The following is a 25,215-nucleotide window of genomic DNA, read 5'->3' as shown; positions in this document are numbered from 1 at the left end:
ACACGCAGGGACAAATCATGGCTATTTCAGATAGTTATCTAAAGTCGTGCCTTGGGCGCGAACGAGACAAAGTTGAAGAAAAGGCAGACCGTGATGGTCTGTGGGTACGCATCTCCAAAAAGGGGGCCGTTACTTTTTTCTACCGATTCCGCTTCCTGGGCAAACAGGACAAGATGACGATCGGCAGCTATCCGGAGTTCGGATTAAAAGCCGCGCGCGATGAAGTCGCAAAGTGGGCAGCTATTCTTGCCCGTGGCGAAAACCCTCGGATCAGGCAAAGCCTCGATAAAGCCAAGATTAACAGCCAGTACACCTTCGAAGAGCTGTTCCGTGAATGGCACTCAATGGTCTGCATTCAGAAAGAATCAGCCGGGCAGGTCCTCCGCTCGTTTGAACTGCACGTTTTCCCCAAGCTCGGGAAATACCCTGCGCATCAGCTCACGCTACACAACTGGCTCACTGTCCTGGACAGATTGGCCCAGGGTTACAGCGAGATCACCCGGCGCGTGATCAGCAACGGCCGACAGTGTTATTCCTGGGCAGTGAAACGGCAACTGCTGGAAGTTAACCCGCTGTCAGAAATGTCTGGGCGTGATTTCGGCATCCAGAAACAAATGGGTGAGCGAACCCTGGACCGTAAAGAACTGGCGATTGTCTGGCGAGCCATTGAGGATTCCCGCCTCATTGAGCGAAACAAGATCCTCTATAAATTGTCTCTGATATGGGCGTGCAGGGTTGGCGAACTCCGGCAGGCTGAAGTCGCACACTTTGATTTTGAAGAAGGGATCTGGACTGTTCCATGGGAAAACCACAAGACAGGGCGGAAGACAAAGAAACCGATAATTCGACCTATCATCCCGGAAATGCTCCCGCTGATAAAACGGGCCATTGAGCTGGCGCCAGGACGCTTTGTTTTTTCAAAATATGAAGACAAGCCGATGAGTGAAGGCTTCCATATGAGCATCAGCAGTAACCTGGTTAAGTTCATGCTCAAGGCCTATAACGAGCAGGTCCCACACTTTACTATTCATGATCTGCGCAGGACTGCGCGAACGAATTTCTCAGAGCTAACCGAGCCGCATATCGCCGAAATAATGCTTGGCCACAAACTGCCTGGTGTGTGGTCAGTGTACGACAAGCACACCTATGTTGAGGAAATGAGAGTGGCATATGGTAAGTGGTGGGCCCGACTTATGAGCATCGTCGAGCCCGACATTCTGGAGTTCACGCCGCGTCAGGTCGGGTGAGACGGCCTTTATCATCACGGGTTAGGTTCAGGTGAGACATCGGCTTACGGGTTGATCGTGACATCTCTTTAATCTGCCAGGCGGTGACTTTGGTTCTGAGCCATTTATTGGGTCCACCCATGTAAGCGCAATCTGGCTCAGGGAAAGGGTTCTCGTTTGGGGCTCTTTTCCTGTAGCGTTCGAGCGTACGTGAGGAAATACACAGCTGCCCGCAGATGTCTTTAGTGCTCATCAGCTCAAATTTATTCGTTGCTTTGCTCATCTTCGTTCTCCAAGGGCCCCAACCGGGGCCGTTTGATAATTCTTTATCAGGACGCCTGGCCGGGAAGGGCACGCAAGCGGCGCATGCCTGTCATTGCCGTGGCCACATAGCTCGCCTTGCGGTTCACCACCTCCACCCAGACCTTCACGCCTTCAACCTTCACCGTATACGTCTCTTTCATCTTGCTGCGCCCATAGTCGCCGTATCTTTGCTGGTGGGCTGCCAGCGCGATGTCGCATGCCTGACGCGCTAACGGGGATTGCTGGTTACCTCGGTTAATCAGTCGCATGGCCATCTCCTTCGATACGCTTAAACTTGATCACATAGACCCATGGGTTAGCGCGCCAGCTGTCAGAACCGTAGATAGACCGCCATAACGCTGCGTAAGCCTCTTTAACGTCACGTGCCGAGGAGCCAGAAATTCCCTCCGAACGTGCGTCTTCCTCACTGATATCGTTCAGCTGCTCGACCCGTACATCGGTGATCTCCAGCAGAATACGGCTGGCCCAGCGCGGCATGTGGATGCTGGGTGTCCAGCGGACATCCTCTGCCGGCGGCACGTTCTCGTAATGAGTTGGAACATGCGCAGGGTAATTCGCGCGATAAAGTTTCAGATCCGGCGCGCTTGCTCCAGCCTCTGCCCACGTCTCCCGCACCCAGATGCGATCACCGACGACACCGAACGGGCAATGGATTGCGATATCTTCAATTTTCGGCAACAACAGTCCGTTAAGAGGCCTGCTTAACCACATACCGGATAAACTTCCGCTTAATGTTCCCTCTGGCTGCGGCTTGATGATCCGCCGCGTCTGCGTCTTCCGTCCATCGAGGATCGCCCGCACCATCTCACCGTTAAAAATCATTCCGCGTTCGATAATTTTCGTCATATCGTTACCGGGAGGGCGAACCCTCCCGCCTCCCTTAGGCCACATATTCCGGTTTCATATCATCGAGGGTGATGCGGTACTTATCGTGCAATTCATCACCCAAGTGCCGTTTAGCCGCCAAGAGCATCTTTTCAACTTCCTCGAAGCGTTCTCCCGCACCTTCCACTCCCGGTTTTGGAAGTGCTTTGATAGCTGTATCAACTTTGTTTTTCGCATTCACAAAGTGGTACCGGCGCGTAGCTTTGTTTTTCAGTTCGGTGTGCAATGCTGCACCCAGTACGGATTTAGAAGCATTGATGTCGTTTCCGACGGTAGTGGCATCGTCCAGAGTTTCAGCAGAATCAATCCGTTTACGGTATTCATCAGCCAAAGTGTCGATATTTACTGAGGACTGCTGCGCGTTCTGTGTGGTAGATAAGTTGTCATCAGTAATTTCAGTCAAACTTATGTGCTGCACAGGGGCAGGGTTTACCTCCCGTTCTTCACGCCGATCATCCAGCTCGTCCGGGGTATAAACGCCCAGAATCACATCCGGGCAGAACAGGCGGGCCCAGCGCTTCACTGCGAGATATGCAAGCTGCTGGCGCGGGTCGTCAGCCCAGAGCGTTGAGTTACGGGTGCGAGCCTGAGCCAGCAGTAAATCGAGTTCTCTCGGCTGATCTTCACCCTTCAGGGTTGCGCGGATAATAATGCCGATCCCGGCTTCGTCAGCCAGGGTCCAGCCAGGGACCCGGTACTCGCCTTTTTCGCCTTTACGAATATGGAATTTTCCAACAACTTTTTCCCATGGCCCGTACCACTCATATTCAAAGCGGCTGGCAAGCACGCCGCTACGCGAAATGACGGCATTGACCAACTGCGCTTCGTACCCGAGCACACCATTAATCAGGTGCGTCTTCTGTGCTACAGCAAAGGGATTCATCTGCCATTGTGCTGCCTGCATCGCTACGGCCATGCAATCGGCCTGATTGCCCTGAAGATGCTTAGGAACTGTCGCGGTGCCCTGAGCCATAATCTGCGCAAAAGTGCTGATGGCGTTAAGGTATTGGGAATCGAACAGTGCCACGTTGGAATTAATAACGGTGTTCTGATCAGCAACGGTAACGTTGGTATTTTGCATATATCCCCCTTATGCCTGAGTACGCAGCGCTTCGAGGCGGCGCAGGTCGAAGTCGTTCAGTTCGTCGGTGTAGTCGGCAGTGATTGGTGCTGGCCATTCACCTGTGTCGAATCCGGTTGCGATAGCGCGCATCGCTTTGCGGTACTCGAGCATGCCCAGCTCCAGCAGTTCAGCGGATGCCTCGATGATGGCGATCCAGTGGTAGTTCTCGTCTTTGTTGACGAAAATCCAGAAGAACTGGTCCAGCGCCGCGGTTTCGCAGTACATGGCTGCGCTCAGGTGATAGTCGCGGTCAATGATTTCCCGGTGCAGTCTGGCGCGCAGGCTTTCCTGCTTTACGTTCCACATGCTGATAGTTTTCAGGTCTGCGCCGATACGCACACCGTCCAGGTCGATCTCGAGGTCCGGGCGCACACGAACTTCCAGGCCCGTCTCCTCGTCAAAGCCGAAGTAACTCACCTCGACGGCACGGCTCGGGTGGGTCAGCAGCATGCTGGCGGTCGGGTGAGCCAGAAGCGCTTTTTGAATATTCAGTGCGGTGCCCAGCTGCTGGCGGGTAACCAGCACTTTCCCCTCCGGGTTATCGCGCCAGGCATCCAGCAGCTCGTCGGCAAACACGGCATCTGGTTTGACTGTCTTCACGGCCTGAATCAGATCGGCCTTAGTGCCAGATACTTTCAGCGGCTGTGGCTTCTGCGCTTCCTGCGCCACCATGTCAGGGTTGATGATCGCTAACTGCTCGAGCAGCGCGTCACGGCTGCCGCTAGTTTTAACCGGCGTCGGCAGGGTGGCGTTGTACTCTTTGATGCAGGCTTTCATTGCCGTTGCCGTCTGCTTCTGGTCTGCATCGATACGCTGGAAGTTAGCTGGCAGCGTCATATAGTTCTGCGCTGTTTCTTCCAGGCTAGCGCCCAGCGGCACCTGAGCGGGCAGCGTGGCGTTATGCTCTTCAAGAAATCTTTTGATATCGTCTGCGCTCAGCAGTACAGGCAGGCCGTTGTTGTACTCATCGATAAAGGTGCGCAGTGTCGCCGTGGTGGTGAATGCGCCTTCTGGGATAACCGGTTCAATGCTGAACTCTGCATCCAGCTGTTCAGGCTGCAACGCCAGCGCATGCACTAAGTTGCCCATGTCCAGAACTGCGGAGCGCTCTTTGACGATGGTTTTTTCAACGTGGCGCGCATTGAAGTACATCAGCGACACGCGCGCATCTTTTACCTGGGTAGAGCTGATGCCGTTAGCGGCGTGATAAACCTCGTTCGGAAGACCTTCATAGCGGCCTGGCTCGAAATAAGCAGTATATTCAACAGCTGGTTCTTCCTGATGCACTTCTGGTTCGTTTTGTGCCGATTCTGGTTCGTTCTGGTCTACTGAATCAGGAATTTGGGTTGCATCATCCCTGTCCTGGCTGGCGAGACTCGGCGCGCTGGTGGCCAGAATCTCAGCGGCAGACGGCTCTACGGTAGCTGGTTCCTCACCAGTGTCAGCACTGCTTTCACCTGGCTGCAATACGACTTTGCCCGGTGACAGCGCATCACAAGTCGGTTCTTCATTACTGTTATTCTCTTGAACCTGCACATTGCTGGTGGTCTCCACTTCCGTTTTTTCTGCTTCATTTGAGGCGCTCTGGTTGAGCAGGCCTTCAATGGAAAACATGCCGTTGCCCATACTTGTGATTTCCGGCTGCTCTTTCATTTCCTCAGCGCGGCGCGCACCTTCTTCACGAATCCGTTGTAAATTCTCTTCGTGAGTAGTGGTGGTCATACGGTGGGTTATTTCCCATTTCGGATCTGTTGGGTCGCTAATACCCTCGACAAATTCTCCACGTTCGGCTGCCAGCTGCTTGTCCACGCCTTCACGTGAAATAACTGGGGCGGCAGAAGGCAGCGGCATTAACTCGGTCGTGGAGTTGAAATTTGTGGTCATTGTTCGATTAACAAATTCCAGATGAGCAGCAGGGGTCTTGTGGATGTTCTCAGGAGCGATACGCACGAGATTGAAGATTGCTGTGCGGTTCACTGCCAGCACCCCCGGTTGATTACGCAGGATGTTGCTCCACGATTTCCACGGTTCCTCTTTTTTAGCGACGATCTCCTTCGCGCGGCGCAGCACGCTGCCTGGTATTTCGTGTGGGTTGAAATCCATGGGTAGCAGGGCGCAGGCAATTTCAAGATCAAGAGAATCAAGCGTATGGTGCGCCCCTTCGCCGCGGTCCGTTTTATAGCCCCCGTCGGCATTAGTACCGGAGTCAGTACGCTGCACGGCGCTGATGCGGTTACCTTTGGCCCATTCTTTTGTCAAAATTCCACGATCGAGGTGTGATGTTTCTGCCCATACTTGCGTAAACTTCAAAATCAGAGAGAGTTCGTGACGTTTCTCCATATCAAAAACGTCTCTGACGGCTCTGGTGTATTTCCACAGAAATGGCATATCCAGAGTCTGGATCTTTTCTACGCTTGCGGCTGCCAGCAGCAGGTTCTGGACGTATCCGTTATCAGTGTCCATTTCCAGCGTGCTTATTTCCTGATACTCCGCCTGCGTGAGGTGATAGCGAAGTTCATCCGACGTAAGCTGCGACAACAGCTGCTTGCGGAACGACATTTGCACGATCGGGTAGCGCGTGTTTTCGTCGTCGCCTTCGTCAATCTTCAGATCAGAATTGGTCGGAGGAACTGCATCAGCCTCGTTAAAAGCCTGTTCGTCGACGATTTCACCAGTAGACGTGTCAACGCCATTAACGACCGTGGCTTCGGCCATTTCCGCTTTTTGTGTTGCAGGATGCTCGGGCAGAGAAACCCCAGGGATCTGCTCCCAGTTCATTTTGCCTTTATCGAGCTGATAATAATCACAGAAGGTAAAACTGATTTCGCCTTCCGGTGGAAGTTCGTTTACAACAGGGAAATTAGTTGCGACCGCTTTGTAATAGTCTTTAAATTTGCGACCGGACTTAAGCAGTAAATAATCCAGGGTGGCATTAGCGGTTTCAAAGTCCTCGCTGCACCATAAAACTGCATCAGGCTGACCAGATTGTTTTTTTGCTCTTCGAACAAGAAATACAGGGTTCGTGTTAGTCATGACACATAATCCTCTTATCGTGTAGACTGGAGGTGCCTGAAAGACACCTCGTATTTACCTGGGGATGTCCGGTTCGCTTTGGTCGGTGAGACCGGACAGGCAGGCCCACTTCGGTGGGCTTTTTAATGGACAGTGATGAATGCACGCTCCATGAAGTTGCGCTTGTGCTGGCGATAGCTGCCGTGCCCGCTCTTTTCACCATCTTTAATTTTCACGGCCAGCAGGCTGATAGCCTCGATAGCGCAGTGCGGACAGTCGAACGAGTCAAGAACATAACCCCCATCAAGTACGACGGTGGTTTCGCCGTTTTCAGTGGTATGAATCAGGCCAGATACTTTCTTGTCGCAGTTGAATAAAGCGATGCTTTTGTTAATTGCTTTCAGATTTAATTCGACTTTTACGATTTCCATAGAATGTTCCTTTTGGTTTATTCAGGGTGTAAGAATCCACGCCAAATAAATGGCGAATTTTTTTCAAATTACAGGGCTGCTAATTACGCTTCGTGTGCCATCTGGTCTTTTTCAGCACACTGTTTTGAGCAATACTCTTTTTCTTTACGGGCAAGATTATTGCCACAAAAATAAAGCAAGGTGCGTTTAACTTCTTTCCCCGTTTCAAAAGGCTTGCGGCAGTATCCGCATTCTTTCTTCATTTCCGCTCCTTACAGGCTTGCCGGGATCTCGCCGTTACGAATAATTCCCTCTACAGGCCAGCACTCACCATTCACGTTTTGCTCGATAGCAGCTGCCTGGCACTGTTGCTGGTTGTCATATACATCGATTACTACATCCTGCGATTCACCGTTGAGGGAGATAACAGTCAGAACCAGTGCAAATAAAGTGTTCATTACGGAGTACCCTTTTGAGCCAGTAAGTAACAAAGCTGGCGGATTCTGACTTTAATCCAGTTGAGGCGAACGGCCTGCTGCTGTGCTGGTTTGCGTGCAAAATCAATCATCTCATCCTCTTTGCCTTGTCGCCGGCCAGCGGAACGTTTATTACCTGACAACGATGCGCTTGTTGTCGATGGAGATAACAATACAAATATTATTTACATCTAGCAAGCGGAATGAAATATAAATTTTCAATTAAGGGGGTGTCAATGCATCCAAACTATTGGATGCATTGAAAAAAAAGATGTGATTTTTACTTCTGAATGCTTTGGATGATGTTGGTAACGTCATCCTTGAGGAGATCTAACTCTTTAAGAGTAGCTTTTGCGTGAACGATGAGGCGAAGCTTTTCAGCTTCAGGCATCTGGTTGAATAATGAGAGCAAAGCGATTTCTTTTTCATCCAGTTGCCGTGGAGGTTTATGCATGCTCAGGTCATCATCACCTGCATCAGGCGGCATAAAAAACCAGTGCTCTGGTTTACCTGTGGCAGCTGCAAGGCGTTTCAACCTTACACCTCGAGGCGCTGACTCACCTTTAGCCCATTGCTGAACTGCCTGGGGAGTAACCATGGCTCTCCTGGCTATATCAGACATGTTCCAGCCGAATTCATCTTTGATGAGCTGAAGTCGGTAGGCGAACGCTTCATGAGGTGCTTTTTTCATGGCATTCATTCTACAAGGTAGCCTTTCATAGTGCATTGCAAAGATTTTTTTCATACATGATTGAAAATAATATTTTCATGCTGTAATCTCATTTTTCATTCACTGAGGGCTGGATATGACCAAATCAATTAAACAGCGAGTATGCGATGTCATGACTCAAACAGAGATCGCCAAGAATCTTGGCACAACTTCTCAAGCTGTAAGTCTGTGGCTGAACCATGAGGTTCCCGCGCATCGAGTGCTACCGATTTGCAAGTTGTTGGGATGGAAAATCACTCCGCATGAAGTACGTAGTGACATTTATCCAAATCCCACAGACGGGCTGCCAAAACAGGAGTCTTGACCATGCATGCCATTTCATATCAACAAAATACCGGATTAACTCCGGTTGCGATGATAAATCGCAATCAGCCAGGCGCGGCAGATAAGCACGAACAGATCCGAGACGCCGTTCGTGCCTGGGCTGCGTCACTGGATAACCAGGATGTCGTTGCCGGGATCATCGTTGAGGAGTGGGAACGACAGGGCGGCGCCGGGCTGGAATTTCCCGAAGACCTGAGCCGTAAGCGTCAGAAACTCTTCCGCTGGCTCGATGGTGATACGGAGTATGCGCGCAAAAACATCAGCCAGCTGTCGCCCGCGATCATCGCCGTTCTACCGCTTGAGTTCCGTGGCCGCCTGGTACTTCAGGACTGCTTTATGACGCGTTATGCAGCGATGGAGAAGGAGATCGGCGAGGCGAAACGCGCGGTGATTTTGAGGGCGCCGCAGCATCAGCTGGTGAAAGAGGTGAGGGAGGGCATTGAACACCTGCTGGCGCTTCTGCCTGGGGAGGCTGTTGTTCAGGTTCTGAGTGGTCTCGCAGTCATGGGCCCGGGCGTCATGTGAGGTGCGCAGTGAATCATGTCGAATTTACTGAAAAGCACGTTCGCGAAGAACTTATCCGGCAGGGCTTCACCGCAGCTGTCGCGCAGGGGGGGGGGGCATTCCAGGCCGTCGATATGTACAAGCGAATGTCTCAGGCAAGTCGTAAGGGGAGGATTTTCGATGATGTTTTGCGTCACGCGAAGTTATGGGCTGAAAAACAGACTGTGCCGGCAGACCGGTTTGAGTCGAAGCGCATCAAGCGCGGTAAGCAGCAGGGGCTGTTCTGAAAGAGGTGAAGGCCGGGCCGCGCCAACGGAACCGACCTTCGATGTAATTCAAGGCGAAATTACGAGGGGATTATGACAGAAAAAACAGCTAGTAAAAAAGAAATACGAGATTTTTACATGTGCTCATTCTGCGGAGTTAAAAGCACCGAGTTCAATGGCTCACTTATTGCTGGGCCTGGTGGATGCATCTGTCAGGACTGCGTTTTTTTGTGCGTCGAGGTGATCTTTAAGCACTCAGCAAAAACTGACGAACCGACAGCACTTTAAGCATTCAGAGGTTTTTATGCGTGATTACGGCAAGGTGCATACATCTTTTTGGATAAGCGATGGAATGCGGCGAGTTTCTGATGATGCTCGTCTGCTTGCGCTGTACCTGCTCACGGGACAACACACGAACATGATTGGGTGTTTCCGTCTGCCTGATGGATACGTTTCAGAAGACCTTAACTGGAGTTCCGAAAGGGTTTCGAAAGGGTTTGATGAACTATCCAAGAACGGTTTCGCAACGCGTGATATTACCACGAAATGGGTTCTGATCAGGAACTTCATGAGCTGGAACCCTGTTGAGAATCCCAATCAGGGTATAGCGGCCATGCGCTTATTTTCACAGGTGCCGGATAAGTCGTCCGTCAAGCCAGAGCTGGCGCGGATTATGAATGATGCGATAGCTCATTTCGGAGGCGCAAAACTAAAGGGTTCTGAAAGGGTTTTGGAACCGTTCCTTAACCAGGAACAGGAACAGGAACAGGAACAGGAAGAAGAAAACATTTTGGGGCATGGCTCCGCCACACCCCCAGGTAGTGATGACTCCTCCGATGGTGTGACCTCTCAGAAAAAAAATCCCTACCCTGACGACTTCGAACAGGCATGGGCGATTTATCCAAAGCGTTCAGGCGGCAACAGCAAGGCTGACGCCTGCAAAGCCTGGAAGGCCAGGGTTAAAACAGGTGCCACAGTTCAGGAGTTGCTTGACGGCACCCGGCGTTACGCTGAGTTCGTGAGGGCTACAGGGAAGCTGAATACGGAGTACGTGAAGCAGGCGGCAACGTTTTATGGCCCTTCGAAACACTATGAGGAAGCCTGGGAAGTGACGGCGCCATCAGGTATGCGCGATCTGAATGCCATTTCTCGTCCAGATAAATCCATCCCACCAGGGTTCAGGGGGTAGCGATGAAAAATATGATTGGTACTGGAAGCGCACTTGAGCGCCTGAAGAAAATTATCCCGGCCAGCGTTCAGCCAAAATTCACCAGCGTTGAAGAGTGGCAGGCGTGGCAGGAAACCGAAGGTCGTAAGCGGTCCGGAGAAATCGACAAGATGAACCAGCGCGCCCGCTCAGAAAAGATTTTTGGTCGTGCCGGCATCCAGGCACTGCATCGCAGTTGCTCGTTCGCCAATTACGAGGTGAAAGGGCCGGAGCAGCGCCAGGCATACAGCATGGCAAAAAGCTACGCGCAGAACTTCGGCGGCGGCAGCTTCGCAAGCTTTGTATTCAGTGGAGCGCCAGGAACCGGTAAGAACCACCTTGCCGCGGCAATTGGCAATCACCTGCTGGGTGCAGGCCACTCGGTTCTGGTAGTGACCATCCCCGACCTGATGCTCCGTGTTCGCGAGTGCTACGACGACGGGCAGTCCGAATCGTCCCTGCTAAACGACCTGTGTAACGTTGATCTCCTGGTGCTGGATGAGGTCGGTATTCAGCGCGGCTCCAGTGGCGAGAAGGTCATCATCAATCAAGTTATTGACCGTCGACTTTCCTCGATGCGTCCGGTCGGCATCCTGACCAATCTGAACCACGGCGAACTGGTGAACACCCTGGGCGCTCGCGTTATGGATCGTCTTCAGATGGATGGCGGTATCTGGGTGAATTTCGACTGGGAAAGTTATCGAAAAAACGTGTCGCATCTGCGTCCTGTTAAATAATTTCAGAGGAAAAACCATGGAAACCGTAATTCAAGCACTGGAAAAAATGGGCCGGGCGACATACCGCGAAGTTGCTGCACGTCTTGATATCGACCCGGTCGATGCGCTCACCATGTTACGTGAGCAGCGTGATCAGGGGTTATGCGATTTTGGAGACGGCGGCTGGTTCCTCGGTACCGTGAAAGGTCAGTCTCAGCAGTCAACGCCAAAGGCACCTGTTCATCCGGCGCCGCGTCTGAAAGGTGAGGAGCCGGAACCCGTTGATCCTGATGTCGTCCGACAGCAGCTGCGTGAGCAAGGGGCAATGACGACAGTTTCGCTGGCTGCGGCCGTCAATCGCAATGCCCGCGGAATGGTCTCTGTTCTTCGCGCGCTGGAGCGCCAGGGCGTTGTGGTGAAGAACGGGAAGGGCAAAGGCGTTACCTGGTCCCTTGCGGTTGTTACAGAACCCCTTAAGCAAGAACCGGTACCGGAGGCACCTGCCGCGCCGGAAGAAGCAAAACCAGTCGAACAGATCGTGAGTGAAATCCCCTCGTTCACCGAAGGGTGCGACGCAGTCGAAGCGGTACCAGCGGTGCGGGACATTTCTCGCGAAATCCGCCGCACCAGAAACAAGCTGGAGCAACTGACCAAACTGCGTGACGCGGTTCGTGTTATTGGTCGCCACAGAAATCTCGTGCAGCAGCTGACAGGGAGGGAATAACCGATGGCCAGAAAGAAAACCGACAGAGAACGCGCCCTGATCATCAACCGAATTATCGAACTGGTGAAGGAGCAGGGGCGCATCACCACGAATGACGTCGTTGCGATGTTCGGCCTTCACCGGACCACAGCGGATAAATATCTCCGCGTAGCGGTGGAGCAGGGTGGTCTAGTTCGCCACGGGCGCTGCGGTATCTTCCGTGACCTGCGGGCAACAATCGACTTTGACCTGAAACGTTTTTCACACAACAAGGCGGCGGCATGATTACCGAGAAAGACAACGTTTTTTATTGTGACTGCGGATTTTCTTTTGAGAGGGGGCGCAGCGGTGCGCATAGCTGTGAACTTGGTTTGCGTAAGAAACTTGCCGAGTCAGAAGCCAAGCTCGCTGCGCTGGCTGCGGAGAATGCGGGGCTGAAAAAAGTCCCGGCAACTGACAGCGAAACAATGCTGTTGGCTTTGGACGCATTCAACACGCACGGCTCCATGAGGCCTGATGTGGGCTTACAGCAGGCGATAAATGTCGTAATGCAACGTAGAGAAACCCCGGCCACCGATACTTTCCTAGCTGAAGTTCGGGCGCAAGCAGTGGAGATGTTCGCCAAAGAGATGCATGCAGATATCAGCGGTGATGATGCCCGCGAGTTCGCCGCCCAACTTCGCAAAGGAGCAGCATCATGAGCAATACCCTAAAAGAATAGCTCCTGAAGACCATTTCGGAGCTTGAAGAAGAGCGCGATGCAACGCCTGGCATCGTAAACGAAGATGCGGGCGCTTGCTGTGATGAAGTTAGCGCTGGAATCGCTCGAAGCGGGGACTGCCATTCTTTGCTGGCGTCGTGTGACCGTTGAGCCATACGGCCCTTAACCTTGGCATAACGGTAATTTTATCGGCTTCTCAAAACCCGTTGAGGGCATTGAGGACGAGTATTTACTCCGCCCCGCCAGCGCAGGTATCTGTTCCTGGTGAGCTGACACGCGAAGAGTACAAGTGTAGGTTCATGGAAGAGGACAACTTTGATGTCACTTTTCGTTGCGGCTGGAATGCCTGCCGCGCCGCCAATCTTCAGGGTAGCCAACCTGTAAGTAATCGTGATGAGTTGCCGCCGCAACAGCAGGTTGAATGATGGCTAAATCCCCAGCAGAGCACAGAAGTAATTCTCTATGGCCGGAGCGTAAAGGGTTTTATCCAGAAATGGCGGAATCAGTATTTTTCTGATATGGATTATGAGCTATTGTTTTAACAATAGCCCCCTCCTTTAACGTTTTTGTGAGTTAGCAGCACCTCTAACGGCACACATAAAATCACCAATACCAGCGCCGACGCTGTTCCCTTCGGCAACATAATCACCTTTGAAAGCTAACTTCCCATCCATATAGAAGAGTTTTATCTCTCCATATCCACTATCGCAGTCGGCATCTTTAATACTAACTTTGTAATACTCTACTTTTTTATTTTTTGTTTGATACATGAACAAGGCAGATGAATCACCTTTAACATTCCTGTATGTCCCTGCTTTTGCTGAAAAAACGCCATCATCAGCTGTGGTAACCTCAACCCAGTTACTTGTAGTTTCAGCAAAAGCGACACTCGCAACAAACAGAGCAGAAAAGCCCAGCGATGCGGTTTTCTTATCCATAATTAATATTCCATTTTTAATGTTTTGTTTGATTCTATCTTCGTCTCAAAAACCGTTCAACAAAACACCGCTTACCAACTTAAATGGGCACGGAGAGCCATTCAACCCCGTAGCCTTAGCAACGCAACGTGCGCGAGAATGCTTCGCTCGTGATTCGCTGTAAGAGAAGTTTCATTAGTGACGCAAAGCAAACCCGCTTCGGCGGGTTTTTTCTTTCTCATTAATCCGTTGCGGCAATGCTGTGCCTCCGCCATTCGCTGAGGCGCTGGTGAGGGCGAATCTTCCTGATCTTTGTGTGCCAAGAGAGTTGGCGGCCTGATGACAAGCGATATCGTATTGTGGTTAATATTGCTATCCTATCTGAGGAAAATCCTAATTATTAGGCTTCAGCTTTTTCTCGACACTCTGCTGAGGAATAATCTTGTCAGAAATATATCAAAGGACTAATCGTGAAAAAATTCCTTCTTCTGGGCATGGTGCTTCCAGTGTTATCAGGTTGCGTGATTAAAGAACAAACAAGATATGTAGAATCTCCAGTTGCTACCAATCTCAACAATCCGGCTGGTGCTGCCACAAAAAAATGCAGCATCACGAATTATAAAGAAGCAAAACTTGATAGCCAGTCTCCATCAGGGACTGTGATTATTGATTACGGTAATCGTTTCGATATTATGCTTGAAAATTTTGGAAACGGTGAGGTTTTCCATAGTCCTATACTGAATATTGCGAAGGAAAATATGATTATTGGCTATTCAGGGAGCATGATGTATAGCAAGGGAATAGGAAAGATGGCTGGGTTTTACGGAACCTATAATACAGAGTCAAAGTTCAACACCATATTCCAGTGCTATTAAGCAACGTATGTAAAAGCAACAAATAACCTGCCTTATTCGACAGGTTTTTTTATGTCTAAAAGTTTATGTTTTTAACATTTTGTGCTCTTAACAGGTTGATCATTCTGAGTTTGCGGGTTACTGTATAAAAACACAGTATGTGCAAAGGAGGCCACCATGAAAGTTGAGTTAACCATTGATCGCACAAAGAAACTTCCTGATGGAGCAATGCCAGCGCTGGAAAAAGAACTGCTAAAACGGCTCCGGAATCAGTTCGAGGATTGCAGTCTGGTTGTTCGTCGTGCTGGTTCGGATGGGTTAAGCGTTTATGGTGGGGCAAAGGAAGCGAAGAAGACGGTTGAAGGTATCCTTCAGGAAACCTGGGAAAGTGCAGACGACTGGTTCTATTAAGGGTGTACTCAGGGGTAGCGCGCATTTTCAGAATACCGCAATTTGCGAATCCCTTTGATGCTGCTGCCGACAATTTCTAATCGCGTCTGTATGTCGCTCAGGGGGATTCCGTGGAGGGTGTAGTTCAGTCAGATCTGCGAGTGACCATAACCGATGGGAAAGGAAGGGAGTTGCTGTCCTTCAAGTTGGGGGCGGAAGAGCGCTATATAATTTCCACCAAAGATAGCTCCATAACTCACAGAAAACTAAGTAGGGATGATCGTTACTGGTCCAAAGAAACCATTATGGAAATTGTAAGGGAAATGGCTTCTAAAAATTGACTTGTCACTACGTACGCAATCATAATTCTTGAGCTGGCCTGAACAACCAGCAACCTGACCGCGATGCGCCACGGAGTGAACACCATGGCGCAGTTACAACTCATTAAGCAGTCCTCAGGGATCCTGATCCCGGCTACGCCGGAGACCAGCGATTTGCTGCAATCAAAAATCAAGCTCGGCGCCGTGCTGGTGGCCGACTTCAAACAGGTACGCAATCCTGCGTTTCATCGCCGCTTCTTCGCTCTGCTGAATCTGGGCTTCGAATACTGGGAGCCTACCGGCGGCGCAATCTCCTCCAACGAGCGCAAGCTGGTTACCGGCTACGCTAAATTCCTGGCTACCTATGGCGGAAACGAAGGCGCACTGCTCGATGCCGCTGAGCACTATCTTGAGCAGGTTGCGAGCCGCCGCGTAACAAACGGGATCAGCCTCTGTAAATCCTTCGATGCATACCGCGCCTGGGTGACTATTCAGGCCGGGCATTACGACGCTATCAAACTTCCGGATGGCACACTTCAGAAGCACCCACGCAGTATTTCATTCGCCAACATGGACGAAATTGAGTTCCAGCAGCTGTACAAGGCCGCGCTTGATGTCCTCTGGCGCTGGATATTATCCAAAGCATTCAGGGACCAGCGCGAGGCGGAGAATGCCGCTGCGCAACTCATGAGCTTCGCGGGGTGACGGGTATGAAGAAGACCTGGTTCCATCATACCGATTGCACAACCCAGCAGGCCGAAGAACTCATGGCGGAATACCAACGCCGCGGCGTGAAGGTAGAGCGCAACCTGAACTCAGATTATCTCACCTGGACCGTCAGCGCCCGGCTGCCTGAAGGCAGTAAACCACCGCGTATAAATCGCCGGTGGCAAAACCGGATATGGGGGTGAGCATGGCTATTTTTCGCAGCAAAAAATGGCTCGCCGCCGTCGGGCAGATCGAGCGTTGTGTTCTTTGTGGAGCATGGGGGACGCAGGTGGCACACCGAAATGAGTCAAAAGGCATGGGATTAAAAACCGATGACTGTGCGACAGCTGCGCTCTGCGTTTGCTGTCATGACAGCATTGATAACGGGAATAAGCTGAACCGGGACGAGCGTCGGCAACTTATGGACCGCGCGATTGTTCTGACAGTGATTGAAGTTGCCCGCCGCGGGCTGGTGGTGCCCGCATGAAAATTTACGAAATTACGCCGATTGGCAAACCCCGAATGACTCAGCGCGACCGATGGCATAAACGGCCAGCAACAGCAGTGTACTGGGCGTACAAAGAACAGGTCCGGTTGCTGGGCATCCACCTGCCAGAGTCCGGATATCACGTCACGTTCGTTATCCCCATGCCAAAGAGCTGGAGTAGGACAAAGCGGGCGCAATATGTCGGCCGTCCTCATCAACAAAAGCCTGACAAAGACAATCTGGAAAAAGCTCTGCTGGATGCAGTGTTTGACGAAGATAGCCATGTCTGGGACGGACGGGTTACCAAAATCTGGGGAGAAACCGGGCAAATCATCATCGAGGAGGCCAGATGAAGCCAGAAACGCTTGAAATACTCCGCGCGCGCTGGCAGCGCCTTCGGATTTACCGCTACCGGGGATCGGTGCTGGTGGATTACCGCATCTTCCGTAATTACATCAGAATTGAATCAAAGCAGAGGGGCACATGAAACTGGAAGCAGCACTTAAACATTTTAGTCCTCAGGGAATGCATATCAGCGAAGATGTAAAGGGAACCTCTCCGGATCGTCTCACCGGCACTGATGTTATGGCGGCCATTGGCACCACCAGCAGCCGTGCGCGCTTCGGCCTGGCTGCTTTCTTCGGCAAAGCCGGCATTAGCAAAACAGATGAACAACTCGCAGTTCAGGCGCTGGCGCAGTTTGCCATTAAAAACGCCCCTAAAAATGTCCGCAAAGCCGCTGGCGATAAGCTCGGAGCCTGCATGTTGACGCTGGCGCAGTTTGCTTTCGCGGAGTATTCCTGTTCGGCGGCTACCAGCGTGATGTGTCACAGCTGTTGTGGTAACGGCCGGACCACTAAAGAGCAGGTCACCCGCAAGGTTTCGTACCCTTGGGGTAAAGCGCCATACTGGGCCAGCCGCTCCCGTGCCGTTCGTCCGTCTGACTGGGAGCTGTGGACAGAGGTAACAGAGGTTGTACCGGCGGTCTGTGATGTTTGCGAAGGCAAGGGAATGATAAGCGCCCGTTGTCGTTGCGGCGGCATAGGTGAAGTGGTGGACCGTAAAGCAACGAAGGAACGTGGCGTACCAGTTTTCAAAACGTGTGAACGTTGCTCTGGTATTGGCTTCTCTGCTATCTCCTCGGCGACGGTATATCGCGTCATTCTGAAGCGACTCCCTGACCTTCACCAGTCATCATGGTCGCGTAATTGGAAACCACTCTTTGAAATGCTTGTGGACACGCTGCGCAAGTGGGAATGTCAAGCGGCTGTCGAATTCGAGAAGGCAACAACTTAATAATATGATCGAAGCAAATGACGACGCATTTTTGCATGTTAGGGTTGACTTTGCATAAAAATGTCCTGTATGATTTCCACAGTTGATTATTGCGACCAAATGAAATTAAACCCGCTTTAGTGCGGGTTTTTGTAGCTAATTCATTAATTTCCACAGACAAGATCAGCTATGTAAGCGGCTGCACTTGAGCCACCTTTAACATAATCATATTTTCCAGCAACTTTTCCGCTCATTTCATACATTGTTATTTCACCAAACTCATTTTTGCATGCTTTAGAAGGAATGGTGAAATGAGAGTAGAGAATTTTCGCACTGGAGTTCTTGGAAATTGGAACTTCTTGTATGATTATTGACCGAATACCTTTGTTTTCAGTCAATGAACGTTCCTTACCATAGAAGTTGAAATTGTTTGTATTTGTCAGAAAGATCCAGCCGTCAATTTTGTCAGCTGTGTATGCAGGAAGAGAAGAAATAGCTAATAAAAATGCTCCTGCTAACTTCAATTTTTTATGCATTAATGGTTTTCCTCGTTATCCATTTATGACTGGTACGCTTAAAGATGACACATCATCATTTGGTGATCAGGTTATCGGCACCATTCGCAAGCTATTTAATTAAAATTTCTGGTCGTGATCCGGCGTGCCTTTGCCATATCCGCGTCATGAGTTACACGATGGGTCACAGAACCTTCCGAGTGTGAGCCATAGGAATATGGCAAAGCGATTTTTTACCGCGATGCTATAGTTAAAGTGGCATTCGATAATGCTCTCGATACTGAAAATACTGGGTGGGGAGACACCCGCTTCGCAGAGACAACTGCATGACCCATGACCAGCAACCCAATGCTGGTCTTTTTTTTCCACTGGACAGTGCACGGAGCTTCTACCTCTGTGGTTCAAGGTTCGAATCCTCGATGGTGGACCATTAAGCACTACAACATTCGTTTACTGAAGGCTACCATCCGTCGGCCTTTTATATGCTCTTGACTATGCAAGCATAAAATAGTGAAAAATGCTTGCTATGTGTTTTGGTTGCTGTTTATTATGCAAGCATGTTTTACAGAAAGGTGCTTGCATATGTCAGGCGATAAGAAAGATCCAAAGGGTAAAGCTAAGGGCGGGGTTGCCAGGGCGAAGTCTCTTACTAAAGAGCAGCGTTCTGACATTGCCAAAAAGGCTGCTGCTGCAAGGTGGAGGGATAAAATTCACAAAGCCACCCATATGGGTAATTTCAAAGATGAATTTGGAATAGATGCTGAGTGTTATGTCTTAAGTGATGAATCGAAAACCGCAGTAGTTACTAAGGCTGGACTTGCTCGACTTTTAGGTATCGGCAACTTCGCAAGGGATGTCGATAAACTACTAAGCGCTGGTTACATGAAGGAGTTTGGTGGTCCAAGTTTAATAGCGAAAATTGAAAATCCTATTAATTTTCAATATAGTGGGCAGTCCAAAAACATCAATAACGCTCATGGGTTTGATATTGATGTGATCGTTGATATAGGAAAGGCGCTGATAGATGCAAAAAGTGCCGATGCTCTGCCACCGTCTAGAATCCCTGCTGCCGATACAGCTCAAAAACTAATAAATGCTTCCGCTAAATCAGGTATAAAAGGCGTAGCCTATGCATTGGCCGGTTATCGACCTGAAGTTCAAGAGGTAATCGATGCTTTTAAGGCATTTGTACGAGAGGAAGCCCGCCAATATGAGAAAGAGTTTCCCGACGAGTTGTATGAGGAATGGTATCGGTTATATGGACTTAATCGTCCGGAAAAAGGCAGGCCGATCCGCTTTGGACAGTTGACTAATATGCAAATTTACGTCCCACTGGCTAAGAGTAAGGGGAAGATATTAGAGCAAATTCGCGCCAGTAGGGATGAGAATGGAAAGCAATCAGATAAGTTACACCTCTTCCTTTCTGAAATTGGCGTCAAGGCCTTACGACAACACATCGGCAAACTTCTTGGCGTTGCAGCAATGAGCGACAACAAAGAGGAGTATGAGGCCGGCATTGAAAAAGTTTTTGGCCGTATGAAGCCAGAATTATAAACTTTCTGCCCGGCCACCGCGCCGGGTTTTTATTGTCTAAAGTCTTTCCCAATACTGCCGATAATCTTCGTTCTGAAATTGAAAAAAATAAATATCTGCATTCGTTGCCCGCTCCCGTGCGGGCTTTTTTTATTCCCCTCATTACTGAGAGGATACACAGCTATATGAGGGGAGACCTATGTCCGATCCATTTTCCGGCACAGGGCTGGCCGGTTTAGCTTTGACTGGAGCCAGTGTTTACGGTCTATTGACCGGAACTGATTACGGTGTTGTTTTTGGAGCATTTGCAGGCGCAGTATTCTACATAGCGACAGCGGCTGACCTGAGTGTGTTACGTCGCCTGGCATACTTCTTCGTGTCGTATATCGTCGGCATTCTTTGTTCGGGGCTGTTGGGTTCAAAACTCACATCCTGGACGGGGTACACCGAGAAGCCTCTGGATGCTATCGGTGCCGTAATAGCTTCTGCGTTAGCCGTTCAAATCCTTACGTTCCTGAACAAGCAGGACATCGGCTCGCTGGTGGCGCTGATAACGCGCCGGGGAGGTTCAGGTGGCACTAAATGACCCAACAGCAACTATCAACGCGCTGCTCTGCGCCGGAGTTGTGATTACTCTGATGTTTTATCGCCGTGGTGATTCGCGGCATCGGCCATGGATTTCGCGTTTAGCCTGGCTGATTACCGTCACTTACAGCGCTGTACCGCTGGCGTACCTGTGTGGGATCTACCCGCATTCATCATGGGCCACCATTGCGGCCAATATCATATTCCTTTCCGTGCTGGTGGCCGTCAAAGGCAACGTTGCACGTCTGGTTGATCATCTGAGGCACTAATGAACCAATCACAATTTCAGAAGGCGGCTGGTATCAGCGCCGGATTAGCTGCGCGCTGGTTTCCGCATATCGACGCCGCCATGAAGGAATACGGCATCACCGCACCGCTTGATCAGGCCATGTTTATTGCCCAGATGGGGCATGAAAGCTCCAGATTTACCCGTGTGGTGGAAAATCTTAATTATGCGGCAGAAAACTTAGTGCCGACGTTCGGCAGCCGCCGCATCACTCCACAGCAGGCCGCCGCACTAGGCAGAACGGCAGAGCACTCGGCTAATCAGAAAGCGATCGCTAATCTGGTTTACGGCGGTGAGTGGGGAAAAGAACACTTGGGCAATCAGGCTGCCGGTGATGGATGGAAATACCGCGGTCGCGGGCTGAAACAGGTTACCGGCCTGAGTAACTATCGCAGTTGTGGTCACGTGTTGAAACTGGACCTTGTTACCCATCCGGAGCTGCTTGAACAGGATGAATACGCCGCGCGCTCTGCTGCATGGTTCTATGCCTCCCGCGGTTGCCTTCTTCATTCCGGCGACGTGGAACGCGTGACGCTTCTTATCAATGGGGGCAGAAACGGGTTGGATAAACGCCGCGCACTATTTAACCTGGCGAAATCCGTTCTGGTGTGAGGTGAATGTGGGGATCGAAACGATAATTGGGCTGGTCGCATTGGTTATTTCCGCTATCGCCGGCGCTTTTGGCCTGGGCCATATTCGCGGCACCAGCAAAGCTGAAGCGAAAGCCGACCAGCAGCGCACCAAAGATAACGCAGCGGCAACGGTCGCAGCAGCCGAACGCCGGGTAGAAGCAACGAAAGAGGCCAGCAATGTACAGCAGACTGTTAACCATATGTCTGACGACGATGTTGATCGCGAGCTGCGGGACAACTGGACCCGTAAGGGTTGAGGTAGCCGATACGTCTTGCGACTGGGTTAAACCCATCTACTGCACAGCGCACGACTGGGATGTACTGGACAGGCAGACGAAGCGCGACATCCTGGCGCATAACAAAGCGTGGCAGGCGAACTGCAAGTAGGCCTTAATTGAAAGATAACTAAATAAATTTTCCAAATGGTCGTTATATAGAGAGTGTGTTTAATTAAGGGGGCAAACAATGCCTTTTCTCATGGTGTTCTTTGTTGTCATTATGGTGTTACTCCTCTGGAAGGCAGGAATTCCCCAGGCTATCATTATGTTAATCATACCCATCATGTTTAGTACTTTGGGAGGTATGGTTGCCGCCGTGGGAGTAAGCGCGTTCGCTACACCTATTGTTGGAGTGCCTGTTGGAATCGTTGTATTTTTAATGTTGATGGGTAAGTTTTTATCCAGAAGGTAACCTAAATCCAATACTGAGGACAGGCATGTCACATGAATAGCTATGGCTTTCTTATGCGCATTCTTCATCTATTACAAAGCTCATCTGCTGGTTGCTAATGATGATAGAATGCAGAGTCCCATGGATTTTGGGGTAGGAAAAGCCTGGATATGATGCTAGAAATCATAACATTAAAAAGACCGTGAGATGCAGTATGAAAATCTTAGGATTGGATGAGTACAGAACCCTTCGTGAGGGAGGGACAATGAAGTATTTTGAACTGGAACGCATGCCTAACAGCACTTGGGTTGCCATTTTCGAAAGTTTGTTTGCCGAAAAGGATGAAAAGGCGTGGGTAGAGGGTTACTGCATTGTGACGAACTGCTCAAACAGTGAAGTATCCACCCGGTTCATATACTTGAAAGAAAAGTGCGAAGAAGCGAACTCTATATACAGGGTTAAGCATTCTGCACTATAACTAATTAAATAAACTTAAACTCCTGGTGATTTGTTTGCTGCCATTTTCACTTCTTTCAGAATTGAATTCAGGTGTATGAGTTAAAAAAGACTTTTGGGCTATTAAAGGTAACGTATATCACAGGCAAAAGATTCGTCAATGTGATTGAATGTTCATGGGACTAACAATCTTCTCTTGTAAGGAATTATGTGTAGAAGGAGATTTTATGGCACAGTTATTGATTTTTGCTGATGATGAGCCTGCTAAGTTGCTGAAAATTCGAAGTTATCGGAGCAAGATTCTTTATCTGTATGCTAATAATGAGGTGAGGTGTTTGGATGTGGTGATTTTTTTTTCAACTTTTCTGAAAGGCGAAAGTGGAGTCATATTGGTGGCAGCCGACAGATACGTGAGCAGGAAAGAAATTATCGAGGCTTATGATGCTCTGATTGGTTGAAAGCAGCGAGACTGGCGCGTAGCAGTAGGATGGGTCATGCTTGGTTCTATACGTCAGTAGAGTGATACAGGAGTTCATATCGGCCAGACGAAGCGTGATGCTACTTTAATCCAGCGGGTGAGCGCTTAATATTGTTTGTCCCAACGGTTCGAACCCATTTCTGATTACCACATTCAAGCCACTGGCACTCGCTGGTGGCTTTTTTTATTGGAGTGAATAATGGCAAAACCGGACTGGGGAGAGCTTCAGCAACGGTTCCTGTCCGAACATGCCGCAACCGGCGTATCACCAAAGGAATGGTGTGAAGCGCAGGGACTGAACTACGCTACCGCCCGTCGATATATCAAAAAAACTTCTGCGCAAACTGCGCAAAAATCTGCGCAGAAAAAAGTGCGCATTGCGCAGAAAGAACAAAGCGCAAATGAGCTGATGGATGATGATGGACTTACTGCTCAGCAACGCTTATTTGTTGCGGAATACCTAAAGGATGGTAACGCCACACAAGCAGCTATCAGGGCGGGTTACAGCAAAAAATCCGCTGAACAAATTGGTTATCAACTCCTTCAGAAAACTTCAGTTGCCCAGGCTATTGCACAACAGCAGAAAGCCTCCATTGCGCGCACGCTTGGCGGTGCCGATGAAGTCCTCGCGCAGATGTGGCAGCTTGCCACCTTCGATGCAAACCAGCTATCGCAGTATCGCCGCGGCGCGTGTCGTTACTGCTGGGGATTCGGTCACCAGTACCAGTGGCGCGATATGGTTGAGTTCGAAGAGAAACGACTCGAAGCGCTTGAGCGGAAAAGTCGCGAGCCCGCTGATGTTGGTGGCTATGGCTATGACCATAATCGTGAGCCTAACCCTGCCTGCCCACGCTGTAACGGCGATGGTATCGGCCAGCCTTACTTCGCTGATACGCGTAAACTCTCGCCAGTCTCGCGACTCGCTTACTCCGGCGTAAAGGTCGGAAAGAACGGCGTCGAGATAACCGCTATCAGCCGTGAGCGTATGTTCGAAGCCGTAATGAAACGGCTTGGCCTGGCGGATAGCGAGTTCGCTCAGCGTCTCCAGCAGATCGAAATCGACCGCCGGCAGCTGGAGGTTGAGAAACTCCGCAAAGAGCTGGCCGGTGATGGTGATGGTGACGAACCGACCCCAGTTCAGATCAATATCAACGTAGTGGACGCGAGGGCGGAAGATGGGGATCAGCCCGACACTTAACATTCCTCAGGCGCGTTTCCTCGCGATGCAGCACAAATTCAAAGCCTACGTTGCCGGGTTCGGTTCCGGTAAGACGTGGGTGGGTTGTGGCGGCATCTGTAAGGGGATGTGGGAGCACCCTAAAATCAACCAGGGTTATTTCGCGCCGACGTACCCGCAGATCCGTGACATCTTCTACCCGACGATTGAGGAAGTGGCCTTTGACTGGGGGCTGAGCGTCATAATCAATGAGGGGAACAAAGAGGTTCACTTCTACGAGGGGCGACGATACCGCGGAACCACAATCTGCCGCTCAATGGAGAAGCCAGGCTCGATAGTTGGTTTCAAAATCGGTAATGCGATGGTGGATGAACTGGACGTCATGGCGGCTGCCAAAGCGCAGCAGGCCTGGCGAAAAATCATCGCCCGTATGCGTTACAAAGTCGACGGGTTGCGTAACGGCATCGATGTAACGACTACGCCGGAGGGCTTCAAGTTCGTCTACCAGCAGTTCGTGAAGGCGGTCCGCGAAAAGCCTGAGCTTTCTGCTCTGTATGGGCTGATTCAGGCCAGCACGTTCGACAACGCGAAGAACCTGCCCCCGGATTACATTTCCTCGCTGCTGAGTTCTTATCCTGATGAACTGATTCAGGCATACCTGCGCGGGAAGTTCACCAACCTCAACAGTGGGACCATTTACCACACCTTTAACCGTAAACTGAACAACTGTTCTGACGAGATTCAGGATGGGGATCCATTGTTTATCGGTATGGACTTCAACGTAGGGAAAATGGCCGCGATTGTTCACGTAAAGCGTAACGGGCTACCGCGCGCGGTTCGCGAACTGGTGAAAGTCTACGACACGCCGGCGATGATTAAGCGTATCCAGGAAGAGTTCTGGCGATATGAGGATGGGCGTTATGTGAAGAGCCGGGAGATTTACATCTACCCGGATGCGTCAGGCGACTCCCGCAAATCGCAGAACGCCAGCAAGACGGATATTGCCCAGCTTAACGATGCCGGCTTCAGCGTCATCGTTGATGATGCCAACCCGCCGGTTAAGGACCGCATCAACTCGATGAACGCCATGTTCTGCAACGCCAACGGCGAGCGCCGTTACCTGGTGAACGTCCAGAACTGCCCGGTTTACACCGAGAGCCTCGAGCAGCAAATCTGGGCGGCTAATGGCGAACCGGATAAATCAGCGGATAACGATCACCCCAATGATGCTGGTGGGTACTTCATTGTGAAGGATTACCCCATCGTGAAACCGGCATACTCAATCACCTTGGACACCACTTTCTGA

Annotated in this window: 37 protein-coding genes and 1 pseudogene; 26 read left to right on the top strand and 12 right to left on the bottom strand. The window is 50.5% G+C overall.

Annotated features, from left to right (window positions below; all coding sequences use genetic code 11):
* Positions 1 to 17 precede the first annotated feature (17 nt).
* A complete protein-coding gene (locus LOC22_RS04930; protein ID WP_006811608.1) occupies positions 18 to 1,247 on the top strand; it encodes a tyrosine-type recombinase/integrase in 1,230 nt (409 codons plus the stop codon).
* Here the strand turns inward: LOC22_RS04930 and xis are convergent.
* From xis to LOC22_RS04880, 10 genes and pseudogenes are all read right to left on the bottom strand, one after another.
* The gene (xis, locus tag LOC22_RS04925) at positions 1,225 to 1,479 is read right to left on the bottom strand and encodes an excisionase Xis (RefSeq protein ID WP_229692509.1); all 255 of its coding nucleotides are present in this window, start codon (positions 1,477 to 1,479) and stop codon (positions 1,225 to 1,227) included. The two genes, LOC22_RS04930 and xis, sit on opposite strands and share 23 nt — an antisense overlap.
* A 76-nt stretch (positions 1,480 to 1,555) precedes the next feature.
* Positions 1,556 to 1,798: a DUF4060 family protein gene (locus LOC22_RS04920; protein WP_017692869.1), complete on the bottom strand. Its 243-nt coding sequence runs from the start codon at positions 1,796 to 1,798 to the stop codon at positions 1,556 to 1,558.
* The gene (locus LOC22_RS04915) at positions 1,785 to 2,396 is read right to left on the bottom strand and encodes a hypothetical protein (RefSeq protein ID WP_032635810.1); all 612 of its coding nucleotides are present in this window, start codon (positions 2,394 to 2,396) and stop codon (positions 1,785 to 1,787) included. Before LOC22_RS04915 ends, LOC22_RS04920 begins: the two co-directional genes overlap by 14 nt.
* 34 nt (positions 2,397 to 2,430) lie before the next feature.
* On the bottom strand, positions 2,431 to 3,516 hold the full coding sequence (locus LOC22_RS04910) for a RecT family recombinase (protein ID WP_022651666.1): 1,086 nt from the start codon (positions 3,514 to 3,516) through the stop codon (positions 2,431 to 2,433).
* Positions 3,517 to 3,525: 9 nt separating this feature from the next.
* Complete coding sequence (locus tag LOC22_RS04905) at positions 3,526 to 6,591, bottom strand: RecE family exodeoxyribonuclease (protein WP_196353855.1); 3,066 nt, start codon at positions 6,589 to 6,591, stop codon at positions 3,526 to 3,528.
* 122 nt (positions 6,592 to 6,713) lie between these two features.
* Positions 6,714 to 7,001 (bottom strand): hypothetical protein, encoded by a 288-nt coding sequence (locus LOC22_RS04900; protein WP_022651664.1) that lies wholly within the window; start codon positions 6,999 to 7,001, stop codon positions 6,714 to 6,716.
* Positions 7,002 to 7,084: 83 nt separating this feature from the next.
* On the bottom strand, positions 7,085 to 7,243 hold the full coding sequence (locus tag LOC22_RS04895; protein ID WP_022651663.1) for a YdaE family protein: 159 nt from the start codon (positions 7,241 to 7,243) through the stop codon (positions 7,085 to 7,087).
* Between the two features lie 9 nt (positions 7,244 to 7,252).
* A complete protein-coding gene (locus LOC22_RS04890; protein ID WP_022651662.1) occupies positions 7,253 to 7,438 on the bottom strand; it encodes a YebW family protein in 186 nt (61 codons plus the stop codon).
* Positions 7,438 to 7,678, bottom strand: a pseudogene (locus tag LOC22_RS04885) (hypothetical protein). Before LOC22_RS04885 ends, LOC22_RS04890 begins: the two are co-directional and overlap by 1 nt.
* Positions 7,679 to 7,736: 58 nt before the next feature.
* Complete coding sequence (locus tag LOC22_RS04880; RefSeq protein ID WP_032645736.1) at positions 7,737 to 8,147, bottom strand: helix-turn-helix domain-containing protein; 411 nt, start codon at positions 8,145 to 8,147, stop codon at positions 7,737 to 7,739.
* 115 nt (positions 8,148 to 8,262) lie between these two features.
* Here LOC22_RS04880 and LOC22_RS04875 point away from each other — a divergent pair, with 115 nt between their 5' ends.
* The 9 genes from LOC22_RS04875 (at position 8,263) to LOC22_RS04840 (ending at position 12,607) form a co-directional block, all read left to right on the top strand.
* Complete coding sequence (locus LOC22_RS04875; RefSeq protein ID WP_022651660.1) at positions 8,263 to 8,490, top strand: transcriptional regulator; 228 nt, start codon at positions 8,263 to 8,265, stop codon at positions 8,488 to 8,490.
* A 2-nt stretch (positions 8,491 to 8,492) separates the two neighbouring features.
* Positions 8,493 to 9,035: a toxin YdaT domain-containing protein gene (locus tag LOC22_RS04870; RefSeq protein WP_022651659.1), complete on the top strand. Its 543-nt coding sequence runs from the start codon at positions 8,493 to 8,495 to the stop codon at positions 9,033 to 9,035.
* 8 nt (positions 9,036 to 9,043) lie between these two features.
* The gene (locus LOC22_RS04865) at positions 9,044 to 9,301 is read left to right on the top strand and encodes a hypothetical protein (RefSeq protein ID WP_230239405.1); all 258 of its coding nucleotides are present in this window, start codon (positions 9,044 to 9,046) and stop codon (positions 9,299 to 9,301) included.
* Between the two features lie 72 nt (positions 9,302 to 9,373).
* On the top strand, positions 9,374 to 9,568 hold the full coding sequence (locus LOC22_RS22310) for a ClpX C4-type zinc finger protein (protein ID WP_071850054.1): 195 nt from the start codon (positions 9,374 to 9,376) through the stop codon (positions 9,566 to 9,568).
* 16 nt (positions 9,569 to 9,584) lie between these two features.
* A complete protein-coding gene (locus tag LOC22_RS04860) occupies positions 9,585 to 10,469 on the top strand; it encodes a hypothetical protein (RefSeq protein WP_023314676.1) in 885 nt (294 codons plus the stop codon).
* Between the two features lie 2 nt (positions 10,470 to 10,471).
* On the top strand, positions 10,472 to 11,224 hold the full coding sequence (locus LOC22_RS04855; protein ID WP_006811596.1) for an ATP-binding protein: 753 nt from the start codon (positions 10,472 to 10,474) through the stop codon (positions 11,222 to 11,224).
* A 16-nt stretch (positions 11,225 to 11,240) separates the two neighbouring features.
* A complete protein-coding gene (locus tag LOC22_RS04850; RefSeq protein WP_006811595.1) occupies positions 11,241 to 11,927 on the top strand; it encodes a DUF1627 domain-containing protein in 687 nt (228 codons plus the stop codon).
* Between the two features lie 3 nt (positions 11,928 to 11,930).
* The gene (locus LOC22_RS04845; protein WP_006811594.1) at positions 11,931 to 12,191 is read left to right on the top strand and encodes a DUF977 family protein; all 261 of its coding nucleotides are present in this window, start codon (positions 11,931 to 11,933) and stop codon (positions 12,189 to 12,191) included.
* A complete protein-coding gene (locus LOC22_RS04840; protein WP_023304246.1) occupies positions 12,188 to 12,607 on the top strand; it encodes a hypothetical protein in 420 nt (139 codons plus the stop codon). Before LOC22_RS04845 ends, LOC22_RS04840 begins: the two co-directional genes overlap by 4 nt.
* 577 nt (positions 12,608 to 13,184) lie before the next feature.
* On the opposite strand, the gene LOC22_RS04835 is transcribed toward LOC22_RS04840, so the two are convergent.
* On the bottom strand, positions 13,185 to 13,565 hold the full coding sequence (locus tag LOC22_RS04835) for a hypothetical protein (RefSeq protein WP_006811590.1): 381 nt from the start codon (positions 13,563 to 13,565) through the stop codon (positions 13,185 to 13,187).
* A gap of 449 nt (positions 13,566 to 14,014) precedes the next feature.
* Here LOC22_RS04835 and LOC22_RS04830 point away from each other — a divergent pair, with 449 nt between their 5' ends.
* The 8 genes from LOC22_RS04830 (at position 14,015) to LOC22_RS04795 (ending at position 17,599) form a co-directional block, all read left to right on the top strand.
* Positions 14,015 to 14,419, top strand: a complete 405-nt coding sequence (locus LOC22_RS04830; RefSeq protein WP_230239404.1) for a hypothetical protein — start codon at positions 14,015 to 14,017, stop codon at positions 14,417 to 14,419.
* 156 nt (positions 14,420 to 14,575) lie between these two features.
* A complete protein-coding gene (locus LOC22_RS04825; RefSeq protein WP_006811588.1) occupies positions 14,576 to 14,809 on the top strand; it encodes a DinI family protein in 234 nt (77 codons plus the stop codon).
* A gap of 404 nt (positions 14,810 to 15,213) precedes the next feature.
* On the top strand, positions 15,214 to 15,813 hold the full coding sequence (locus LOC22_RS04820; RefSeq protein WP_045911876.1) for a DUF1367 family protein: 600 nt from the start codon (positions 15,214 to 15,216) through the stop codon (positions 15,811 to 15,813).
* Between the two features lie 5 nt (positions 15,814 to 15,818).
* A complete protein-coding gene (locus tag LOC22_RS04815) occupies positions 15,819 to 16,019 on the top strand; it encodes a hypothetical protein (RefSeq protein WP_045911882.1) in 201 nt (66 codons plus the stop codon).
* Positions 16,020 to 16,021: 2 nt separating this feature from the next.
* Positions 16,022 to 16,303 carry a hypothetical protein gene (locus tag LOC22_RS04810; RefSeq protein ID WP_064489603.1) on the top strand — a complete coding sequence of 94 codons (282 nt, stop codon included), beginning with the start codon at positions 16,022 to 16,024 and terminating at the stop codon, positions 16,301 to 16,303.
* Positions 16,300 to 16,656: a RusA family crossover junction endodeoxyribonuclease gene (locus LOC22_RS04805; protein ID WP_045343112.1), complete on the top strand. Its 357-nt coding sequence runs from the start codon at positions 16,300 to 16,302 to the stop codon at positions 16,654 to 16,656. Before LOC22_RS04810 ends, LOC22_RS04805 begins: the two co-directional genes overlap by 4 nt.
* A complete protein-coding gene (locus LOC22_RS04800; protein ID WP_017692888.1) occupies positions 16,653 to 16,790 on the top strand; it encodes a YlcG family protein in 138 nt (45 codons plus the stop codon). The genes LOC22_RS04805 and LOC22_RS04800 overlap by 4 nt, the downstream gene beginning before the upstream one ends.
* Positions 16,787 to 17,599 carry an antitermination protein gene (locus LOC22_RS04795; RefSeq protein ID WP_230239403.1) on the top strand — a complete coding sequence of 271 codons (813 nt, stop codon included), beginning with the start codon at positions 16,787 to 16,789 and terminating at the stop codon, positions 17,597 to 17,599. The genes LOC22_RS04800 and LOC22_RS04795 overlap by 4 nt, the downstream gene beginning before the upstream one ends.
* 143 nt (positions 17,600 to 17,742) lie before the next feature.
* Here the strand turns inward: LOC22_RS04795 and LOC22_RS04790 are convergent, their stop codons facing one another.
* Complete coding sequence (locus LOC22_RS04790; protein ID WP_006811580.1) at positions 17,743 to 18,114, bottom strand: hypothetical protein; 372 nt, start codon at positions 18,112 to 18,114, stop codon at positions 17,743 to 17,745.
* Positions 18,115 to 18,675: 561 nt separating this feature from the next.
* Here LOC22_RS04790 and LOC22_RS04785 point away from each other — a divergent pair.
* The 8 genes from LOC22_RS04785 (at position 18,676) to LOC22_RS04750 (ending at position 25,215) form a co-directional block, all read left to right on the top strand.
* The gene (locus LOC22_RS04785) at positions 18,676 to 19,647 is read left to right on the top strand and encodes a P63C domain-containing protein (protein ID WP_047736739.1); all 972 of its coding nucleotides are present in this window, start codon (positions 18,676 to 18,678) and stop codon (positions 19,645 to 19,647) included.
* Between the two features lie 178 nt (positions 19,648 to 19,825).
* Positions 19,826 to 20,212: a phage holin family protein gene (locus LOC22_RS04780; protein ID WP_015570936.1), complete on the top strand. Its 387-nt coding sequence runs from the start codon at positions 19,826 to 19,828 to the stop codon at positions 20,210 to 20,212.
* Entirely contained in the window at positions 20,199 to 20,480 is a 282-nt protein-coding gene (locus LOC22_RS04775; protein ID WP_026094305.1) for a phage holin family protein, read from the top strand. Before LOC22_RS04780 ends, LOC22_RS04775 begins: the two co-directional genes overlap by 14 nt.
* Positions 20,480 to 21,109 carry a glycoside hydrolase family 19 protein gene (locus LOC22_RS04770; RefSeq protein ID WP_017692891.1) on the top strand — a complete coding sequence of 210 codons (630 nt, stop codon included), beginning with the start codon at positions 20,480 to 20,482 and terminating at the stop codon, positions 21,107 to 21,109. Before LOC22_RS04775 ends, LOC22_RS04770 begins: the two co-directional genes overlap by 1 nt.
* A 7-nt stretch (positions 21,110 to 21,116) precedes the next feature.
* Positions 21,117 to 21,386: a hypothetical protein gene (locus LOC22_RS04765; protein WP_064489663.1), complete on the top strand. Its 270-nt coding sequence runs from the start codon at positions 21,117 to 21,119 to the stop codon at positions 21,384 to 21,386.
* 1,095 nt (positions 21,387 to 22,481) lie between these two features.
* Complete coding sequence (locus tag LOC22_RS04760; protein ID WP_064489604.1) at positions 22,482 to 22,712, top strand: hypothetical protein; 231 nt, start codon at positions 22,482 to 22,484, stop codon at positions 22,710 to 22,712.
* 219 nt (positions 22,713 to 22,931) lie between these two features.
* Positions 22,932 to 23,930 (top strand): terminase small subunit, encoded by a 999-nt coding sequence (locus tag LOC22_RS04755; RefSeq protein ID WP_015570934.1) that lies wholly within the window; start codon positions 22,932 to 22,934, stop codon positions 23,928 to 23,930.
* Complete coding sequence (locus LOC22_RS04750; protein ID WP_015570933.1) at positions 23,908 to 25,215, top strand: terminase large subunit domain-containing protein; 1,308 nt, start codon at positions 23,908 to 23,910, stop codon at positions 25,213 to 25,215. Before LOC22_RS04755 ends, LOC22_RS04750 begins: the two co-directional genes overlap by 23 nt.

The sequence above is a fragment of the Enterobacter sp. AN-K1 genome, assembly GCF_020971765.1.
Taxonomy (GTDB): Bacteria; Pseudomonadota; Gammaproteobacteria; order Enterobacterales; family Enterobacteriaceae; genus Enterobacter; species Enterobacter hormaechei_C.
The sequence above is the reverse complement of the archived record's forward strand: the minus strand, read 5'-3'. Positions and strand labels throughout refer to the sequence as shown.